The following is an 18336-nucleotide window of genomic DNA, read 5'->3' on the forward strand; positions in this document are numbered from 1 at the left end:
AGCCGGAAGCGGTGATCCGATCAATCAGGATGCCGCAAACGTCCGGGCTTACGCCTCGATCTCAATCGTGGCGGAGGTCGCCTCGACGATTTATTTTGAATAGAACGTAGTCATTGTTGCCGTATACCATGGTCCATCCAGGGGGAGGGGACCGCTTCGCGGATATCACGGCAAACACCTGCTGGTAGCGTCGCCTGGTCGGAACATTGTCAGGGTTTGCTCCCTTCAGGACCGATTCATTTGTGGCCAGCGCGGCGCGCAATTTGGCTCGATCAACCCGGAGCTCAAGACTCGTATAGTAGCTCGAAAGATAGATCTGGCGTTGACCTGAATAAGCATAAGTATTCCACCCGCCCAGAATATAGATCGTTTCATCGACCTGGTCGGTGAAGATCAGTGCATCCGTCGGGGTCAATCGACGAACCGCAGACCAGATGTCCTTCAATTGAGGGGTCAGTGGTGGCCCCGCGGAATCCCAGCCGGAACTGGCGACAAACACCCCGCGGCCGATTCCAATAAAGCCGACGCCGGCGAAGGCCGTTGTGAACAATGCGAGCCAAACGACCTGTCGAAAACTGACGAGCGGCTTCGGTGCTTCAACCTGAAGCGCCGTCAGCGTGGCGACCAGTGTCGCGCCACCAAGGCAGAACACCCACACCAGGGCGCTCGACCCGCCGGCGGGATCCGAGAGCAGCACGGCTGGCAGGGCAAGCAAAATGGCAAGCAAAGTTGTCAAGCGCGCAGGCGCGGAAGTCGCGCCATTGGTTGTGGCGATGAGGCCCAATACGATAGTTCCGCACACAAAGTTGGCATGAGAAAGGAAGAAGAACAGAAGACAGGTCAGGAAGCCGAGAGACAGGGCCAACGCAATTGGGGCTTCTGCGACCAGCCAAGAGGCTAAAATAAGCAACAGGATGGCGATGTCGCGCGACTGGTTCCACCATTGGTCGTGCTGGAGACTTTCGGGTCCTATCGGACTCGCTTTGAGGAAGAACGGAAGAAAGCGTTGGAGCATGATCGCGCAGTAGAGTGTGAACATTGCAGCAATGGCTGCGGTCGCCCATCGCACGAGGCGAGGAGCAGACTTCCAATTGCTCCATAGTCCAGCGGCCCCAAGCGGCACCAGTAGCGCTGCGGTGACAACCTTCGATAGTACCGAGCCAACGAGTGCGGCGCCCATTGCCCCCGAGATCCATACAGTGGGTCTTGCATGTCGCTGTGCCATCCAGAATACCGAAATCGCGAGGGCGGGCGAGAAGACAAGCGGAACAGTCTCGACGACCCAGTATGGATATCGAGCTGCCGCGAGAACTGCCAAAACCAGCAGTGAAAGGCGGAAGCCCCCAATCGCAGCGGGATGCCTGTCGACGAGATACAGATGAATCATACAGGCCAAGAGCACGACATAGCAGGCGCCGCCACCTCCCAACAGGAAGAGAAACGGGTCAAATCCCGGAATGTTCGCGAACACAGCACCTATCGCGGGAAACAGGACATTGAAGTAACCGAGCGACGAGCTGCCTTCATATCCAAGATTGAGTAACGGATATGCCTGATGTGCCAGCGACCAAATCATGCCGGCGTACCATGCGAGATCCCCCGACGGAGAGCCGGGTAGTGTATTCGTCGGGCCGTGCCAGAGAATGGCTAGCCAGGTTCCAAAAGCAATCGCGAAAGGCAGGATACCCAGCGCGGCTTTGGCTGCCGCGCGGAGTTCTCCCTTGGGAGGGCGCCAACTGAAAAGCGGTGTGATGCACACGATGTACAGCACGCAAGAGACCGCGAGGCCTCCAGGAACGAGGAGCGAAATGGCTGCCAACGCAGCGAGAATCGCAAGCGAGACCGGATACGCAGGTATGAGTATGCGCGACAGGCTCGCGTTGCGTCTGGTTTGCAGAAGGCAGATAGGGCCCGCTCCGGCCATCCACGTCGAGATCGGGATGATACAACCCAGCACGGCATACATCGCTGACTGGACGATCAGCGCGGCGTCCGAAGCGGAATCTCCGCTCGCGATGAAGTATCGCCCACCCCATGCGAAAACAATCGTCGTTAGTAGGGCAAGCGCGAGCAGCGCAGCAATGCCCAGGAGCCTCGTTCCTCTTGCGCGCAAATGCTCAACCGCCTGCTTCCGATAGATCAGAAGGAAAAGGAGGTCTGCGAGCAACGATATGCTCCACAAGCCGACCTGCAACGAGGTTCGCACTGCCGTCGACGATTCGATCGAATACAGGCGCCCGTTGGATCGGGGATCGCTGTTGTCGGAGGTCGACCAGATCAGGATGTCGTTCCAGTGCGAATACCGCCCGCCGCCATCTTCTCTTACCTTGGCGTGCAATGAATGCGCCGGTCCCAGCGCATGACCGTCCTCAAGCACAATAAGTGTAGATTCCCGGGGCGATTCGTTCGTATCGGCTCGCACCGTGTAGGGAAAACGGATGATCTGGACCGGGCTGGAATATGCCGAGCCGGTCTCCGGCGCGATCATCGCCTTATCGATAACTCCGTGGGCCTTCGGAGTAAAAATGACGAAGACCAAGACCAGCACTTGCAAGGTCAGAAGGATGCTGGCCCACAACTGCCATCGCGCCTCTGGCAGTCGTATTCTCACCCGAGGTCCGAACCCGATCAATGGAGAACCTCGCAAGATAGAATTTCGCATCAAGGTCGAGATTTGAGACGAGGATCACAGTTGGCCGGGACTTTCGAATATCAAGTTTGGGGTGAGCACTCAAGTTATACGCGGACTCTGTGAGAGCCGTCGAAGCAGCATGCAATGGATTTGACCGAATGCCATTTGCGCTGCCGGCCAGCGCAAATGGCCGGCTTGAATAACGCCCGAATAAGGGTGGATTAACGTCCCTTTCCTGGAAGACCATCCACATGTTCTTCGCGTCGCGCGGCCGGCGATCCGGTGCACTGCGCTCAAACGTTGCCGCACTTGCTGGTTCAATTGCGAGCATTTTATAAGAATATAAACCTATCGTCATCCGCCACGCATATGCCTTGCCTTGTTCCGAGTTTTCCGAGTAATGGACGTGCGGCTGACAAAGCCGCTTGTTCCCTCGGTTTTCGACCGATGGAGATAAGACAAGACTGGGTCCCTGCATGATCAGATTTGGCCTGCTTGGTTGCGGGCGTATTGCCAAGCGTCATTCCGACCTCCTGGGTGGCAATCACATCGAGGGGGCGAATCTGGTTGCGGTTTGCGACCCCGTTCGTGCGCGGGCCGATGCGATCGCCGGCAAGTTCGGGGTGGCGGCGCATTACGACATGGATGAGTTCCTGGCGCGCAGGGACATCGACGCGGTTGCGGTGTTGACGCCGAGTGGGCTGCATCCTGCGCATGTGATCGCCTGCGCCAGGGCCGGCAAGCATGTCGTGGTCGAGAAGCCGATGGCGCTGCGGCTGCAGGACGCCGACGACATGATCCGGGCCTGCGATGAGGCCGGGGTCAAGATGTTCATCGTCAAGCAGAACCGTTTCAACGTGCCCGTCGTCAAGGCGCGCGAGGCGCTCGATGCCGGCCGCTTCGGCAAGCTCATCCTGGGGACCGTGCGCGTGCGCTGGTGCCGCGATCAGGCCTATTACGACCAGGACGATTGGCGCGGCACCTGGGCTTATGACGGCGGCGTGCTGACCAACCAGGCCAGCCACCATGTCGACATGCTGGAGTGGTTCTTCGGCGATGTCGTCAGTGTCCATGCGCGCGCAAGCACTGCGCTTGCCAGGATCGAAACCGAGGATACGGCCGTCGCAACGCTGAAGTTTCGTAACGGCGCACTCGGGATCATCGAAGCGACCACGGCAGCGCGTCCGACCGATCTCGAGGGGTCGCTGTCGATCCTCGGCGAGCGGGGAACGGTCGAGATTTCCGGTTTTGCGGTGAACCAGATCCGGCACTGGCGCTTCGTCGACGAACTGCCGTCGGACAAGGACGTGGTGGAAAAGTTCTCGGTCAACCCACCCAATGTCTACGGCTTCGGCCATCAGGCGTATTACCACCATGTGGTCGATTGTCTGGTCAATCAGCGCTCCGCGCTGGTTGATGGGCTCGAGGGCCGCAAGAGCCTTGAGCTGATCTCTGCGCTCTACGAGTCGATCGAGACCGGTGCAGAAGTCGCGCTACGCTTCACGCCGCGGCTGAGCCGGCTCGGGGTCGTATCGTGAACCGGCCGGAGGTGCATCAGGCAGGCGTTCGTGACGTGGCATTCGGCGCGCGCGTCAAGATCGTCGAGCCCTGCAATCTCTATGGCTGCAAGATTGGAGACGATTGCTTCGTAGGTCCCTTCACCGAAATCCAGAAGGGGGTCGTGATCGGGGCGCGAAGCCGCGTGCAATCGCATGCCTTCGTCTGCGAACTGGTGACGATCGGGGAGGACTGCTTCGTCGGGCACGGGGTGATGTTCGTCAACGACACATTCTCTACCGGCGGCCCTGCGCGCGGCCGCAGGGAATTGTGGCGTGAGACCGTGATCGGCAACCGAGTCTCGATCGGCTCCAACGCGACGATCATGCCGGTCAGGATCGCCGACGATGTCGTGATCGGCGCAGGCTCAGTGGTGACCAAGGACATCACAACACCCGGCACCTATGCCGGCAATCCGGCGCGCCGCCTGCTGACGAGCCAATAGGGGACGAGCGATGCCGGTGCCGTTTGCCGACTTGCAGCTACAGTACCAGACCATCAGGGGCGAGATCGATGGCGCAATCGCCAACGTGATCCGCGATAACGCGTTCATTCGCGGCAGCTATGTCGATGCGTTCGAGCGGGAGTTCGCCGCGGCCGCGGAGGTCGCGCATTGCGTGTCCTGCGCCAACGGCACCGACGCGCTCTATCTCGCCATGAAGGCATTGAAGGTGAAGCCGGGCGATGAGGTGATCACCACGGCGCACTCCTGGATCTCGACCTCGGCGATGATCACCCATTCCGGCGCCACCCCCGTCTTCTGCGATACCGACGGAGCGACGTTTACGATCGATCCGGCGGCGGTCGAGGCCGCAATCACGCCGCGCACGGTCGGCATCATCCCGGTGCATCTGTACGGCCAGCCTGCGGATATGGATGCGATCATGGCGATCGCACGCAAGCGCAGGCTCTGGGTGATCGAGGATTGCGCGCAGGCGCACCTTGCCCGCTACAAGGGCCGGATGATCGGAACGTTCGGCGAAGCCGCGACCTATTCGTTCTATCCGGGTAAGAATCTGGGCGCGATGGGCGATGCCGGCGCGGTCGTCACCAACGATGCCGCGCTCGCCGAACACATGACCATGCTAGCCCGCCATGGCGGGCTCGTGAAGCACCAGCACCAGATCGAGGGCGTCAACAGCCGGCTCGACGGTATGCAGGCCGCGATCCTGTCGGCCAAGCTGCCGCATCTCGTCGCTTGGACCGAGGCGCGGCAGGGTGCCGCGAAGGTCTATGACGCCGGCCTCAACCAGATCGAGGATATTGGGGTGCCCCAGGTCGCCGCGGGACGTAGCCACGTCTACCATCTCTACACGATCAGGCATCCACGCCGTGATGCGCTGGCGGCGCACCTGAACGCCAACGGCGTGCAGACTGCGATCAACTACCCTATGGCGCTGCCGCTCCTGCCGGCCTATGCCCGATTGGGCCATCGTCCGGAGCAGTTCCCGAACGCGTATCGCGACCAGGGGCAGATCCTGTCGCTGCCGATGTTCGCCGAGATCACGCGGCAGCAGCAGGACGAGGTGATCGACTTGGTCTACGGATTTTAGATCTGATGGAGCTTGCACATCGGGCAAGAGTATAGGACGGCCGCTGGAAAATGCCGTGCCTATTGGGCACCGTTGGGTTCGTGCTTGGGCAATACCGCCCAATAGGTTCGACCGTTCGAACCTGGGTTGCTGTTGTCGCTGGTTGAGAACGTCAATCCATTTCGCCAGTACGCATAGCGCCCGGCTCCCTTTTTCGCAATATCTTCGAACGAACTATGGCTCGGTCCCAGCGGAACAGTATTCTCGTACACGACAATCGGAGACTTCTGGGGGTCGGCTGCCTCGTCGTCGGCCCATTTCGACAGCTGGTCTAGCTTCTTTTGGTGACTAATATTCGCGTGATTGTATGTCTCGAATGGTCCGACCAACTGAACTACGATCTCGCCATCGGGAATGACATTGACATGGCTCCGGGTGACCCAAATGGCGAGCGGGAAGTAGAGAAGGAATAGCGCAGCGGTCGCAACACCAAGCTTGGCCATCGACGATTGTCTGATCAACAGATTCGAATCTCCGTCACTGGGGCACCCTACCTTCAAGCCGCGATGCAAGACTCCTAGCATGGGCAAGCGTACTTCGGCAGCCCTTGTCTACGCTCCCTTTTACAATCGCGCGATGTCAAATTATGTCCATAATTGCGGCTGCTCGACGTGCCTGTCCTACCCGTGCGCATGATACAGTTTGGGCAACGGCAAGGATGTTGCGCCATGTCGCATTGTGCGATTCAACGAAGTCGGAAGCTCCTCGCGAATGCGCTATGATCCAATGAACGACATGACTGATCAGGCGAGAAGACCGGCTGTCTTCTTCGATCGAGATGGAGTCCTCAATGAGGACATCGGTTACCTCTTTGAAAAGGACAAGTTTTCTTGGGTCGATGGCGCTCGCGAAGCGGTCAGGGCGGTTAATGACCTGGGCTATTTCGCATTCGTTGTTACCAACCAGTCAGGTGTTGCAAGAGGCCTCTACGACGAGGCCCAGATCCACGAGCTCCACAACTGGATGGCGGACGAGCTTGCCCAGATCGGCGCGCACATCGATGCCTTTGAGTACTGTCCCTTCCATCCGGAGGGGATCGTGGAACGGTATCGTCGGGGGTGTCATCGACGCAAACCGTCGCCGGGTATGATCAACGACCTCCTAGAGCGCTTTCCGGTCGACGTCAAACGGAGCTTTCTCGTTGGAGATCAACCTACTGACCTTAAGGCCGCAAGCGCTGCTGGTTTGAAGGGCTATCTATTTTCTGGACCCAACCTGGAACTGTTTCTGAAACCTCTGCTGCAAATCGCCTGAGATCGGTCAACGTGGGAGACCGCCAAGACACTTGAGGACGGTGACGCGATCACCTACACAGCCTTTAATCATAGCTAATCAAATCACAGTCGAAAGAAAGCACTTCAACGCGATGCCGTCCGTGCCCAGGCAGAACAAGCCAGCTCGTCGGGAGACCTTCAGACGGGTGATCTTAGCCACTCAGATCTATCCGCCGGACTCTACTACGACTGCGACCTATCTCGGCAAGATCGCCAATGCCTTCTCGGTAGACGCTGAGGTTGTCGTTCTGTCCGCAACGAAGCGGTCTGGGTCCCCAACAGCGGGCGCGCGAGCGAATCCGTTCGTGATCGAGTTGAAGAGCTTCCAATCTGGAAAACATGCCCTCATTGGGCGTGTAGCGTCGATCCTCGGTCTCGCTGTATCCATGTTTTATTCCGTACTGAAGGCGGCGCGCCAGGACGACCTCGTATTTTGCGTGACAAACCCCTTTACGCTGCCTTACGCAGTTGTGTTCGCCGCTAAATTGCGAGGGGCGGCAACCGCTCTTCTTATCTATGACCTGTACCCCGAAGCACTGGAAGCGGCCGGGTTCATTGGCTCATCATCTCTGCTCAACAAGTTTTTGCGCCTACTGAACGGCTTTATGTTCAGAGCGCTTGATGGCATCGTGGTCGTTGGACGCGATGTTCCGCCCTTGCTCACCAAGTACCGGGGCGTTAACGCGGAGAAGATTCACTTCATCCCGAACTGGACGTTTTTGCCTGTTGGGCATCGAGAGTTGGTTCCATCAAATCAGTTCAGGCCGCGTTATGGCGCACATCTCGTGGTCGGATTGTCGGGCAACCTCGGATTTACGCACGATCCGCGCACGGTTTTCGAAGCTGCCAAGCTTCTGCGTAACGAGCCGGGCATCCACTTCCTCTTGTCCGGCTGGGGCGTAGGTTGGGGTCACCTCAGGGATCTTCAAGCCGCGGAATGTCTGCCCAACGTCACGTTGCTTGAGCCTGTACCCGGAGAGCATCTGACCGAGTTTCTGTCCGCTGCGGATGTCTGGATCATTCCCTATCGCCGCAACATGGCCGGCGTATCGATTCCCAGCCGTCTTTACAATCTTCTGGCGGTCGGACGCGCCGTCATCGTGGGTGCCGAAGACCACTCTGAAGCCGGAATAGAAATTCGCAACGAAAAGATAGGCTGGGTGGTGCCCCCCGAAGACCCTGCGCGCCTCGCCGAGGCGATCCGCGCCGCGGCAATGAATTTGAGCGATGTCACACAAATGGGACAATTGGCAGCCATTGCCGCTCGAAAGTACACCGAAGAGACCGCTTTAACGAACTATCGTGAGTTGGTCGACAAGATCGGAGCAGCACGCTAGCTGGCCGATCATGCCGTTCGGGCGTGCCGCTCATCGGCGTCTGATATAAGCCTTATCGCTCATCCGCGATCACCTTGCCATCATTGGGCAGCGATCCGGCGCCAACCAGCTCGACGGCCCCGCCGAGCTTCGTCACTGCACGCAGCGTTGCCACAAGCTCAACGTGCAGGGCTTCCGCCGGTGATGCGCATTCGGCTTTCAGTGTCATCGCGTCGGTCTCGCCGGCGCGCGTGACGACAAGGCGAAGCCGGCCGAGTTCGGGATGCCGTTTGCTGATCTCGGCGATCTGCTCTGGGCGGACGAACATGCCCTTGACCTTGGTGGTCTGGTCGGCGCGGCCCATCCAGCCCTTGATGCGCATATTGGTGCGCCCGCACGGGCTCTTGCCCGGCAGGACCGCGGTGAGGTCTCCGAGGGCGAGGCGGATCCAGGGATGATGCGGATCGAGCGAGGTCACCACGATCTCTCCGACGTCGCCGGGCGTCACCGGGTCGCCGGTGCCCGGCTTGACGATCTCCAGGATCAGATCTTCATTGACCGTCATGCCCTCGCGCGCAGGGGTCTCGAACGCGATCATGCCGAGATCGGCGGTGCCGAAGGCCTGATAGGCATCGATGCCGCGCGACTTCATCTCCTCTTGCAGCGACTTCGGAAACGCGGCGCCGGAGACCAGTGCGCGCTTGATCGAGGACAGGTCGCGACCGGCCGTTGCGGCGGCGTCGAGCAGGATCTTCAGAAAGTCCGGCGTACCGCTATAGCCGATCGGCCGATAGGCCTCGATCAACTCGAATTGTTGCTCTGTGTTGCCCGGACCGGCCGGGATCACCGCGCAGCCGAGCGCACGCGCCGAGGCGTCGAAGATGAAGCCGCCGGGGGTGAGGTGATAGCTGAAGGTGTTCAGTACCACGTCGCCGGGTCGAAAGCCTGCCGCGAACAGCGCCCGCGCGCCGCGCCAGGGGTCGGCCTGGCGGCCTTCCGGCTCGAAGATTGGCCCTGGCGACGTGAACAGGCGTGCGAACGAGCCAGGCTTGTCGGCCACAAGGCCGCCAAAGGGCGGGGCTGCCTTGTGCAGGGCGGGAAGTTCCGACTTGCGCAGCACCGGCAGCCCGGCCAGCGCGTCCCGGCTGGTGATCGACGCGGGATCAATGCCCATCAAGAGGTTGGCATAAGCCGGCGCAGCCATTGCCCTGTGCAGCACCTCGGGCAATCGGACGAACAGCGCAGCCTCGCGCTCGGCCGGATCGCGCGCTTCCAGTGCGTCGTAGTGGTCGGTCATGACGGGTCCTTAGGGGCTCACCCGGTTGCATGCCACATTGCGCGTGCTATAGGCGGCGAGCACCGGTGTCGGATCGTTGCGGGGAACACAATGGCTGAAGGACTGAGCGTCGTGGCGTATGGGCCGGCCGACGTTGTTGCAAGATTGAAGCGCCGGATGATCGACCACGCGCTGCCGTTGTGGTCGACCGTCGGCTGGGACAATACAGCCGGCGGCTTCATCGACCGACTGCTTCCAGACGGTAGCGCGGATGCTGCCGCGCCGCGCCGGGTATTCGTGCAGGCACGGCAGATCTATTGCTACGCTAAGGCCGCACAGATGGGATGGTACCCGGACGGCCGCGCGATCGCGCTGAAGGGGGTGGAATATCTGCTGGCCAAGGCCAAGGCGCCGGACGGCCGGCCAGGCTATGTCCACCGGCTGACGCCCGTGGGGGACGTGCTTGATCCGCTGCGCGACTCCTACGACCACGCCTTCGTGTTGTTTGCGCTCGCGACCGTCTACGGCCTCGATCGCGACGCCCAGATCCGCGCCGAGATCGACGCTCTGCTGTCGTTCCTCGATGCGGAGCTGCGCTCGCCGCATGGCGGAGTGCTGGAAGGCTTGCCGCCTTCGATGCCGCGCCGTCAGAATCCGCAGATGCACCTGTTTGAGGCGATGATCGCGTGCTTCGACGCCACTCAAGACTTGTCTTTCCAGAATCGTGCCGGCGAGTTCTTCGCGCTGTTCCTGGCCAATCTCTACGACAAGCAGATGCGTGTGCTCGGGGAGTATTTCGAGGAGGACTGGTCGAAGATCCTGCCTATCAGCGTCGAACCTGGACATCAGGCGGAGTGGGTCTGGCTGTTGAAGGGATTCGAACGCATCACGGGTTGCCCGACTGGACGTCCGCGCGGCGAACTGCTCGCATCGGCCCTGCGCTATCGCGATGAGGCCACCGGCTGCCTGATCGACGAGGGCGACACCGAGGGCAACATCCGCCGTCACACGCGACGGCTGTGGCCGCAGACCGAAATCGCGAAGGCGTGGATCGCGCAAGCGGAAGCGGGCGAGGCCGGTGCCGCGGACGAAGCCCGCGCGGCGCTGGTGCGGCTGGAGCGGCACTATCTCAGCCACCCGGTGGCGGGCGGCTGGTACGACCAATTCGACCGCGAAGGGACGTCGCTGGTCGCCACGATCCCTGCATCGTCGTTCTATCATGTTCTCTGCGCGGTCGCTGAAGCCGAGCAGGTGCTCGGCTAGAGCCGCGTTCCTGATCTGACGCGTTTTCTTCACGCGAACCGGTCCTCACTTCGCTCGAAAACGCTCAGAGCCAGCGCTTGCGCCGCTTGAAGCTCTTCAGGTTCTTGAAGCTCTTGCGCTGATCGCCGGCGCCGCCGAGGTAGAATTCCTTGACGTCCTCGTTGTCGCGCAGGTCGTCGGCGGAGCCGTCGAGCACGACCTTGCCTTGCTCCATGATGTAGCCGTGGCTCGCGACCGAAAGCGCGGCGCGTGCGTTCTGCTCGACGAGGAGGATCGTGACACCGAGATCGCGGTTGATCTCCTTGACGATCGCGAACACTTCCTTGACGAGCAGCGGCGACAATCCCATCGAGGGCTCGTCCATCAGGATCATCTTCGGGCGCGCCATCAGCGCGCGGCCGATTGCAAGCATCTGTTGTTCGCCGCCGGAGAGATAGCCGGCGAGCCCGGTGCGCTCCTTCAGGCGCGGGAAATACTTGAACACCATGTCGATGTCGTCGGCGACCTCGTTGTCGCGGCGGGTGAAGGCGCCGAGCCGCAAATTCTCCAGCGAGGTCATGTCGGCGACGATGCGGCGGCCCTCCATCACCTGGAAGATGCCGCGGCGGACGATCTTGTCCGGATCGATACCATTGATACGCTGACCCTCGAACAGGATCTCGCCGCGGGTCACCTCACCATCCTCCGTCTTCAGCAGGCCGGAGATAGCCTTCAAGGTGGTCGACTTGCCGGCGCCGTTGGCGCCAAGCAGCGCCACGATCGCGCCCTTTGGCACCTCCAGGCTCAGTCCGCGCAGCACCAGGATGACGTCGTCATAGACGACCTCGATATTGTTGACGCTGAGCAGTGGCGGCGGCGGAACGGCCGTCGGCGCGGGGCGGGTGGCTGTTGCTACTTCAGTCATGTTTCGATCACCTTCGGCTGGGTTACCCGCGAAGGCCGGTAACCCAGCATTCCAGAGACGTCAGCGATCAACCGCGATGCCGCGGCGTATTGGATCCCCCGCTTTCGCGGGGGATGACGATTTATGTTGAAGCTGCGCCAGTGGCTGCCTCACGGCCTCACCACCCGAACCATTCCGGCTTGCGCGGCAGCTCGACGGTCTTCACTTTCTCGAGCTTGATCGTGCCCTTGGCCATCAGGTCGTTGATATCGCCATCGGTCGCGCCCGAGACCCTCGAGCGATAGAGGTCGACCTTCATTGTCGGGCGGTGATCCTTTTCGGTCCAGGTCGAGGGATTGCAGACGCCGTCCATGCCGGCCGGCACCCAGTCCTTCTTCTGGTAGAAGCCCTTGGCAACGTTCTCGCCGGTCGTGCCGCCGTTCTTGGCGGCCCAGTCGAGCGCTTCCTTCAGATAAAGCGCGCTGCAGACCGCGGCGATGTAGTGCACCGGACGATAAACCTTGCCTGACGGGTCGGACATCTTGGAGATTTCCATCACCGTCTTCATGCCGGGCGCGTTGCCGCCCCAGCTCACCGCCGTGCGGAGCGGGAAGATCACGCCGTCGGCTGCATCGCCGGCGGTCTTCGCGGCGTTCTCGTCCATACCCCAGACGTTGCCGAGGAACTGGACGTCGACGCCGGCGGCCTTGCAGGCCTTCAGCACCGAGATGTTCGAGGCCGCCGTGTTGCCGAGATAGGCATAGTTTGCACCGGAGCTCTTCAGGCTGAGACACTGCGCCGAGTAGTCGCCGGGCGAGAGCGCGAACACCAGCGGCGGCAGCACCTCGAAGCCGAGCTCGGTCGCAAGCGCTTCACCAGCCGCCTTGGGCGCGTTCGGATACGGATGGTTGGCGCCCATGTGGACGAATTTCGGCTTGCCGGGCTTGCCTTTGGCCTTCCAGTCCTCCGCGGCCCAGGTCAGCATCGCGCGCATCGAATCCGAATAGCTCGGGCCATAGAAAAAGGTGTACGGCGCGGGCTTGGCTTTGCCGCTGGTGCCTTCCGGGTCGGTCAGCGCTGCGGCATAAGAGCCGGAGATGTCGGGGATCTTGTCCTGCGCAAGAAAGCCGGTGAGGGCTTCGGTGTCCGCGGTGCCCCAGCCCATGATCGCCGCGACCTTGTTGTCGGGCGCCGACCATTTCTTGTAGAGCGCGATGGCGCGCGGCACCTGGTAGCCGTAGTCGTTGCTGTCGACATTGAGCTGCTTGCCGCCGACGCCGCCGTTCTTGTTGACCCAGGCGAGGGTGTCGGCGACGCCCTGGCCATAGGGTGTGCCGACGTCAGATGTGCCACCCGAGAGGTCCTGCAGATGGCCGATCGCGATCTGGGCCTGCGCGGTAGCGGCTGCGCTGCCGATCAGCAGCGCAAGAGAGACCGAGCTCAAAAGGGATCTAATCGTCATTTTGGGTTTCCTCCTGTTATTCATTGAACCGATCTTGCGAGCAATGTCCGCTCCCTGACTCAGTGCGAGAACGGGTAGAGTTTCCAGTAGGTCTTGATCTGCCGCCAGCGATGCGCGAGGCCATCCGGCTCGAACATCAGGAAGCCGATGATGATCAGGCCGATCGCGATCTCGCGCAGGAACGTGATGTTGTTGTTGAGCTGCAGCGCCTTGTCGATGGCGCCCCCCTTCAGCCATGCGCTCAGCCATTCCATCGATTCCGGCAGCAGAACTACGAAGGCCGTCCCCATCAGCGTGCCCATGACCGATCCAGTGCCGCCGATGATCACCATGGCGAGGAACAGCACCGAGCGTTCGATGCCGAAGCCCTCCTGCGACACGACGAGCTGGTAATGCGCGTAGAGCGCGCCGGCGATGCCGGCAAAGAACGCGGCAAGCCCGAACGACAGCGTGCGGTACTTGGTCAGGTTGATGCCCATGATCTCGGCGGAGAGATAATGGTCGCGGATCGCGACCAGCGCGCGGCCGTCGCGCGTCCGCATCAGATTGGTGACGAGGAGATAGCTGACCACGACATAAGCGAGCACGACGTAGAAATACTGCCGGTCGCCGCGCAGCGTGTAGCCGAAGATCGAGAACGGGTTGGCGCTCGCCGGCACCGAGCCGCCCGAAAACCATTCGGCGCGCGAAAAGAAGTCGAGCAGGATGTACTGCGCGGCGAGCGTGGCGATGACGAGGTAGAGTCCCTTCAGCCGCGCCGCCGGCACGCCGAAGATCAGGCCGACCAACGCCGTGATCAGCCCGGCAAGCGGAATGGCGAAGAACACCGGGATCGGGGCGTTGTTGGAAATGTAGGCCGAGGTGAAGGCGCCGAACAGGAAGAATGCGGCGTGGCCGATCGAGATCTGGCCGGTGAAGCCGACCAAAACGTTGAGACCGAGCGCTGCGATCGCGAAGATGCCGATCTGGATCGCGATGCTCAGCCAGTAGTTGCTCAGCAGCATCGGCGCGAGGCAGGCGATCACGATGCCGGCGATCGCAAAGTTGCGGCTGGTCGCGGTCGGGAAGATAGTGGTGTCGGCCGCGTAAGTGGTGCGGAAATCGCCCGACGGGATCAGGGTGCTTGTTGCCATTGATCAAACCCGCTCAATATCCCTGGTGCCGAACAGGCCGTAAGGTTTGATCATCAGGATGATGATCAGGACGTAGAACGGCGCGATCTCGTAAAGATTGCCCCAGTGCAGAAATTCGCTGTCGACATATTGGGCGATGTTTTCCAGGAGTCCGATGATGATGCCGCCGAGCACGGCACCGCCAACCGAATCGAGGCCGCCCAGGATCGCGGCCGGAAACACCTTGATGCCGTAAGCGGAGAGACCGGACGACACGCCGTTGACCACGGCGACCACGACGCCGGCGACCGCCGAAACCGTGGCCGAGATTGCCCACGCCATCGCGAACACGCTTTTGACGGAAATACCGAGCGACTGCGCGACCTGCTGGTTGAATGCGGTGGCACGCATCGCCAAGCCATATTTGGACGCGCGGAAGAACCAGGCCATGCCGACCATCATGGCGAGCGAGACCACGAGGCTCATGACATAGACGGTCTGGATCTGTAGTCCGAGCAGGTTGACCGACTGGCTCTCGAACACCCGCGGGAACGGCTGCGGGTTGACGCCGAAGATCCACTTCAGCGCGGCCTGGAACACGGTCGACAGGCCGATCGTCACCATGATGACCGAGATGATCGGCTCGCCGATCATCGGACGCAGGATCACGACCTGAATCGCGATGCCGAAGACGAACATGAAGGCGAGCGTGACCGGCATGCCGATCCAGAACGGGAGCTGGTACCTGGTCAGCAGTGCCCAACATACCCAGGCGCCGACCAGCAGCAGTTCGCCCTGCGCGAAATTCACGACCTGGGTCGCCTTGTAGATCAGCACGAACGACATCGCGACAACGCCATAAAGCGTGCCGACCACGAGGCCATTGACGATGAGCTGGATCAGGAACTGGGTGTTCATGAGATGCGGTCGCTCCGATCGGAGGTGCCGGCGCCCTCTCTCCTTGTGGGAGAGGGTGCCTTCGCGAAGCGAAGCCGGGTGAGGGGTTCTCTCCACATCGGGATCGTGGAGAGGGTACCCCTCACCCACGCGAGTTCTTGTCGACCAGGGGAACGGCCCTTTCCCACAAGGGGAGAGGGCACATTCACGCGCATCACGCTCTGTTCTCGCAACGCAGTCATTCCGCGGCCTCCGCTATCGTCGCGCGGCCGAGGTCCACGACCTGCAGCGTCGTGCGGACGCGTTGTGTCGTGCCGTCCTGGAAGCGGATCACAGTGTCGACGGGGATATCGTCCTTGCCGCTATAGATCGCTTCGATGATGTCGGCGTATTTCTCGTTGATGACGCCGCGGCGGACCTTTCTGGTTCGGGTCAGCTCGCCGTCATCGGCGTCGAGCTCCTTGTAGAGCAGCAGAAAGCGCGAGATACGCTGCGCGGGCGGCAGCGTCGCGTTGACGGTCTCGACCTCCTTCCGCAGCAGCGCATAGACCTCCGGGCGCGAGGACAGGTCGGTATAGGTCGTGAACGAGATTCGGTTTTTCTCCGCCCATTTCGAGATGATCGAGTAGCGGATGCAGATCATCGCGGCGAGCGCGTCGCGGCCGGCGCCAAGCACAACAGCTTCGGCGACGTAGGGCGAGAACTTCAGCTTGTTTTCGATATATTGCGGCGAGAAGCGTTCGCCGCGCGCGGTCTCGGCGAGATCCTTGATGCGGTCGATCACGACGAGCTGCCGGTTGTCATTGTAGTAGCCGGCATCGCCGGAATACATCCAGCCGTCCTTGATGTCGGCCGTCGACGCCTCGGGGTTCTTGTAGTAGCCGAGGAACATGTTGGGATGACGCACCACGATCTCGCCGACGCCGTTGACGTCGGGACTGTCGATCCGGATTTCGACGTCGTCGGCCATCGGAATGCCGGTGGTGTCTGGGTCGACCTTGCCTTCGGGGTGCAGCGTATAGGCGCCGAGCAGCTCGGTCTGGCCGTAGAGCGTGCGCAGCGGCACGCCCATGGCCTGGAAGAATTTGAAGGTTTCCGGCCCCAGCGCCGCGCCCCCCGTGGCTGCCGAGCGCAGCCGCGTAAAGCCGAGCCGGTCGCGCAGCGCGCGGAACAGCAGCTTGTCGGCGAACATCGAGCGCTTGCCGTCAGCGAGTGCCGCGAGGCCGGTCCTCATGCCGATATCGTAGAGCTTCTGCTTGAGCGGGGAGGCATCCATCACGCCGGCGCGGACATCGGCGGCGATCGATTCCCAGACGCGCGGCGCGAACAGCACGAAAGTCGGCGCGATCTCGCGGAAATCGTTCATCATGGTATCGGGCTCTTCGACGAAGTTGACCTTCATCCGGCAGAGCAGTCCTTTGCCGAGCGCGTAGACCTGCTCCATGATCCAGGGCAGCGGCAGCACCGACACGTATTCGTCGTCCGGCCCCTTGGGGTCGAAGGCGAGATAGGTCGCGCAATGCCGCAGCACGCGACCGGCGGCGAGCATCGCAAGCTTCGGGTTGGCGGTCGTGCCCGAGGTCGTGCAGAGGATCGCGACGTCCTCGCCGTTGGTTGCGTCGACCAGGCCGTCATAGAGGCCAGGCTCGCGCGCGGCGCGGTCGCGTCCCATCGCCGCGAGCTCGCTCGCCTCCATCAGGCGCGGGTCGTCGTATTTCCGCATGCCGCGCGGGTCGGAGTAGACGATGTGCTTGAGATTGGGCACCCGGTCGGCGAGGCCGAGCAGCTTGTCGACCTGCTCTTCGTCCTCGGCGAACACGAGCCTGGCTTCGCCGTAGCTCAGGAGATAGGCGGCTTCCTCGTCCAGCACGTCGCGATAGAGACCGAGGCTCATCGCGCCGATTGCGTGGCTAGCGATCTCGGCGGCAACCCAATCCGGCCTGTTGTCGCCGATGATGCCGATCACGTCGCCGCGGCCGAGGCCGAGCTCGACCATGCCGAGCGCGAAGTCACGGGTGCGGATCTGGTAGTCGTTCCAGGTAAATTCGCGCCATAGCCCGAAATCCTTCTCGCGCAGCGCGATCTCGCTGCCGTGCTCCTTGGCGTTCACTCGCAGCATCTTCGGGAAGGTGTCGGCCTGCGCGGCGCGTCGGGCGTAGTCCATCATGCCGCGCTCTCCCGCACCGCCGGCTTGTCGTCGGGATCGACCAGCACCTCGTCCTCTTCGCCGAGATAGGCGCGCTTGACATGGGGATCGGCGAGCACGGTCGCCGGGTCGCCTTCGGCGATCTTGCGGCCGAAATCCAGCACCATGACGCGGTGGGAGATGTCCATCACGACGCCCATGTCGTGCTCGATCATCATCACCGTCATGCCGAACTCTTCGTTGAGGTCGACGATGTAGCGCGCCATGTCTTCCTTTTCTTCGAAGTTCATGCCGGCCATCGGCTCGTCGAGCAGAATCAGCTGCGGCTCCAGCGCCATCGCGCGGGCGAGCTCGACGCGCTTGCGCAGGCCATAGGGCAGGGTGCCGGCGGTCGCCTTCCGCACCGATTGCAGGTCGAGGAAGTCGATGATCTCCTCGACCTTGCGGCGGTGCTCCAGCTCCTCGCGGCGCGCGCCGGTGAGCCAGTACAGCGATCCCGTGATGAAGTTGTTCTTCAGGAGGTGGTGGCGGCCGACCATGATGTTGTCGAGCACGCTCATGTGGTGGAACAGTGCGAGATTCTGGAAGGTGCGGCCGATGCCGAGCCGCGGCCGCGCGTTCGGGGTGAGGCCGGTGATGTCCTGGCCGCGATAGAACAGGTGTCCTTCGGTGGGCTTGTAGCGGCCGGAGATGCAGTTGACGATCGAGGTCTTGCCGGCGCCGTTCGGGCCGATGATGGAAAACAGCTCGCCCTCGTTGACGCCGAAGCTCACATCGGTCAGCGCGCGGACGCCGCCAAAGCGCAAAGAGACCTCGCGCACCTCCAGACTGTAAGCCACCCTGTTCCCTCCAGATATGGCGCTTGGCGCGCTCTTTATCTATCGTTCGACATCCAATTCGATCTTACATGGGCCGCCGTGGGCAGG

15 protein-coding genes are annotated in these 18336 nt (G+C 61.6%); 6 read left to right on the forward strand and 9 right to left on the reverse strand.

Translation table 11 applies throughout. The annotated features are described in order from the left end of the window. Nucleotides 1–61: 61 nt before the first annotated feature. Nucleotides 62–2578: a hypothetical protein gene (locus P6U30_RS13085; protein ID WP_407169422.1), complete on the reverse strand. Its 2517-nt coding sequence runs from the start codon at nt 2576–2578 to the stop codon at nt 62–64. Between the two features lie 530 nt (nt 2579–3108). On the opposite strand from P6U30_RS13085, the gene P6U30_RS13090 reads away from it, so the two are divergent. From P6U30_RS13090 to P6U30_RS13100, 3 genes are read left to right on the forward strand one after another with little or no spacing between them, the layout of a single operon-like run. Further along, on the forward strand, nt 3109–4170 hold the full coding sequence (locus P6U30_RS13090; RefSeq protein WP_407169423.1) for a Gfo/Idh/MocA family protein: 1062 nt from the start codon (nt 3109–3111) through the stop codon (nt 4168–4170). Continuing rightward, nucleotides 4167–4634 (forward strand): acyltransferase, encoded by a 468-nt coding sequence (locus P6U30_RS13095; protein WP_407169424.1) that lies wholly within the window; start codon nt 4167–4169, stop codon nt 4632–4634. Before P6U30_RS13090 ends, P6U30_RS13095 begins: the two co-directional genes overlap by 4 nt. Nucleotides 4635–4644: 10 nt before the next feature. Continuing rightward, on the forward strand, nt 4645–5742 hold the full coding sequence (locus tag P6U30_RS13100; protein WP_407169425.1) for a DegT/DnrJ/EryC1/StrS family aminotransferase: 1098 nt from the start codon (nt 4645–4647) through the stop codon (nt 5740–5742). A 59-nt stretch (nt 5743–5801) separates the two neighbouring features. Here the strand turns inward: P6U30_RS13100 and P6U30_RS13105 are convergent, their stop codons facing one another. Then, nucleotides 5802–6224, reverse strand: coding sequence for a hypothetical protein (locus P6U30_RS13105; RefSeq protein WP_407169426.1), 423 nt, complete (start codon nt 6222–6224; stop codon nt 5802–5804). A 268-nt stretch (nt 6225–6492) separates the two neighbouring features. Here P6U30_RS13105 and P6U30_RS13110 point away from each other — a divergent pair, with 268 nt between their 5' ends. Together P6U30_RS13110 and P6U30_RS13115 are read left to right on the forward strand one after the other, a co-directional pair. Then, nucleotides 6493–7035, forward strand: coding sequence for an HAD family hydrolase (locus P6U30_RS13110; RefSeq protein WP_407169427.1), 543 nt, complete (start codon nt 6493–6495; stop codon nt 7033–7035). A 325-nt stretch (nt 7036–7360) separates the two neighbouring features. Then, on the forward strand, nt 7361–8392 hold the full coding sequence (locus P6U30_RS13115; RefSeq protein WP_407169428.1) for a glycosyltransferase family 4 protein: 1032 nt from the start codon (nt 7361–7363) through the stop codon (nt 8390–8392). Nucleotides 8393–8444: 52 nt separating this feature from the next. Here the strand turns inward: P6U30_RS13115 and P6U30_RS13120 are convergent, their stop codons facing one another. Further along, a complete protein-coding gene (locus tag P6U30_RS13120) occupies nt 8445–9668 on the reverse strand; it encodes a phenylacetate--CoA ligase family protein (protein ID WP_407169429.1) in 1224 nt (407 codons plus the stop codon). 90 nt (nt 9669–9758) lie between these two features. On the opposite strand from P6U30_RS13120, the gene P6U30_RS13125 reads away from it, so the two are divergent. Next, a complete protein-coding gene (locus P6U30_RS13125) occupies nt 9759–10910 on the forward strand; it encodes an AGE family epimerase/isomerase (RefSeq protein WP_407169430.1) in 1152 nt (383 codons plus the stop codon). Between the two features lie 64 nt (nt 10911–10974). On the opposite strand, the gene P6U30_RS13130 is transcribed toward P6U30_RS13125, so the two are convergent. The 6 genes from P6U30_RS13130 to P6U30_RS13155 form a co-directional block, all read right to left on the reverse strand. Then, nucleotides 10975–11814, reverse strand: a complete 840-nt coding sequence (locus P6U30_RS13130; RefSeq protein WP_407169431.1) for an ABC transporter ATP-binding protein — start codon at nt 11812–11814, stop codon at nt 10975–10977. Nucleotides 11815–11971: 157 nt separating this feature from the next. Beyond that, nucleotides 11972–13255, reverse strand: a complete 1284-nt coding sequence (locus tag P6U30_RS13135; RefSeq protein ID WP_407169432.1) for an ABC transporter substrate-binding protein — start codon at nt 13253–13255, stop codon at nt 11972–11974. Between the two features lie 59 nt (nt 13256–13314). Then, the gene (locus tag P6U30_RS13140) at nt 13315–14388 is read right to left on the reverse strand and encodes a branched-chain amino acid ABC transporter permease (protein ID WP_407169433.1); all 1074 of its coding nucleotides are present in this window, start codon (nt 14386–14388) and stop codon (nt 13315–13317) included. Between the two features lie 3 nt (nt 14389–14391). Then, on the reverse strand, nt 14392–15285 hold the full coding sequence (locus P6U30_RS13145; protein WP_407169434.1) for a branched-chain amino acid ABC transporter permease: 894 nt from the start codon (nt 15283–15285) through the stop codon (nt 14392–14394). 217 nt (nt 15286–15502) lie between these two features. Continuing rightward, on the reverse strand, nt 15503–17431 hold the full coding sequence (locus P6U30_RS13150) for a long-chain fatty acid--CoA ligase (RefSeq protein ID WP_407169435.1): 1929 nt from the start codon (nt 17429–17431) through the stop codon (nt 15503–15505). After that, the gene (locus P6U30_RS13155; protein ID WP_407169436.1) at nt 17428–18249 is read right to left on the reverse strand and encodes an ABC transporter ATP-binding protein; all 822 of its coding nucleotides are present in this window, start codon (nt 18247–18249) and stop codon (nt 17428–17430) included. The genes P6U30_RS13150 and P6U30_RS13155 overlap by 4 nt, the downstream gene beginning before the upstream one ends. Between the last annotated feature and the right edge of the window lie 87 nt (nt 18250–18336).

It is taken from the genome of Bradyrhizobium sp. ORS 111 (genome assembly GCF_045571485.1).
Classification (GTDB): domain Bacteria; phylum Pseudomonadota; class Alphaproteobacteria; order Rhizobiales; family Xanthobacteraceae; genus Bradyrhizobium.